Origin of the sequence: Streptococcus sp. DD11 (assembly GCF_001578865.1) — a bacterium.
GTDB lineage: Bacteria > Bacillota > Bacilli > Lactobacillales > Streptococcaceae > Streptococcus > Streptococcus panodentis.
Map to the genome: position 1 here is coordinate 84,115 of NZ_KQ969395.1, position 1,116 is coordinate 85,230.

Here is a 1,116-nt window from a genome sequence, read left to right on the forward strand (position 1 = left end):
AGAGCCAGCGGCGCCAAAACTTCCACGGTGTGAAGGGCCTGACCGTTGGGCGCCTTTTGGACATCGGTCACGGTCGCGACTAAGCTGCCGGCCTGATCAAAGATCTGTCCATGGTCGGCTACCTGTCCGCCCATTTCCGCATAGAAGGGCGTTTGGGCAAAGATGAGGGCTGCTGAGCCTGCTTCTACAGACTCGACTGCGGCGTCATTTGCCACAATAGCCACTAGCTCCGCTTCCAGCTCTTCTTTTTCATAGTTAAAGATACTCTGAACAGTGATGGCCTGCAGGGTTTCATTCTGCATGCCCATAGAGCCGCCCTTGACGACAGAAGCACGCGCCCGCTCCTGCTGCTCCTTCATCGCCGCTTCAAAACCATCACGGTCCACGGTCATACCGGCTTCTTCGGCAATTTCCTCGGTCAATTCCAGCGGGAAACCATAGGTGTCATAGAGCTTGAAAACATCTTGGCCTGCGATGACAGACTGGCCCTTGGCCTTGAGGTCATCCACGATGCCTTGGGCAAAGTGCTGACCAGCATGCAGGGTCCGGGCAAAGGATTCTTCCTCGCTCTTGATAATTTTTTTCAATAAAAGCTTCTTTTTCCACTACTTCTGGATAGTAGCTTTCCATAATCCTGCCGACTGTCGGCACCAGCTTGTAAAGGAAGGGCTCATTGATACCCAGCTTTTGACCGTGCATAGAGGCCCGGCGCAGCAAACGGCGCAGGACATAGCCCCGGCCTTCATTGCCCGGCAGCGCTCCGTCGCCAATGGCAAAGGACAGCGAGCGGATATGGTCGGCAATGACCTTGAAGCTCATGTTGTCACCGTCCTGGTCGTAGACCTTGCCGGACAGCTTTTCCACCTCCCGGATAATGGGCATAAAGAGGTCGGTTTCAAAGTTGGTCTTAGCCCCTTGGATAACCGCCACCAGCCGCTCCAGACCTGCGCCCGTATCAATATTTTTGTGAGGCAGCTCCTTGTACTCGCTCCTTGGCAGCGCTGGGTCAGCGTTAAACTGGGACAGCACAATGTTCCAAATCTCAATGTAGCGGTCATTTTCGATGTCTTCAGCCAGCAGGCGGACACCGATATTTTCCGGATCAAAGCTTTCGCC

Annotated in this window: 1 pseudogene; it reads right to left on the reverse strand. The window is 54.4% G+C overall.

The features are described 5' to 3' along the window. Positions 1-1,116: pseudogene (locus STRDD11_RS08160) on the reverse strand (alanine--tRNA ligase-related protein); the annotation flags it as partial.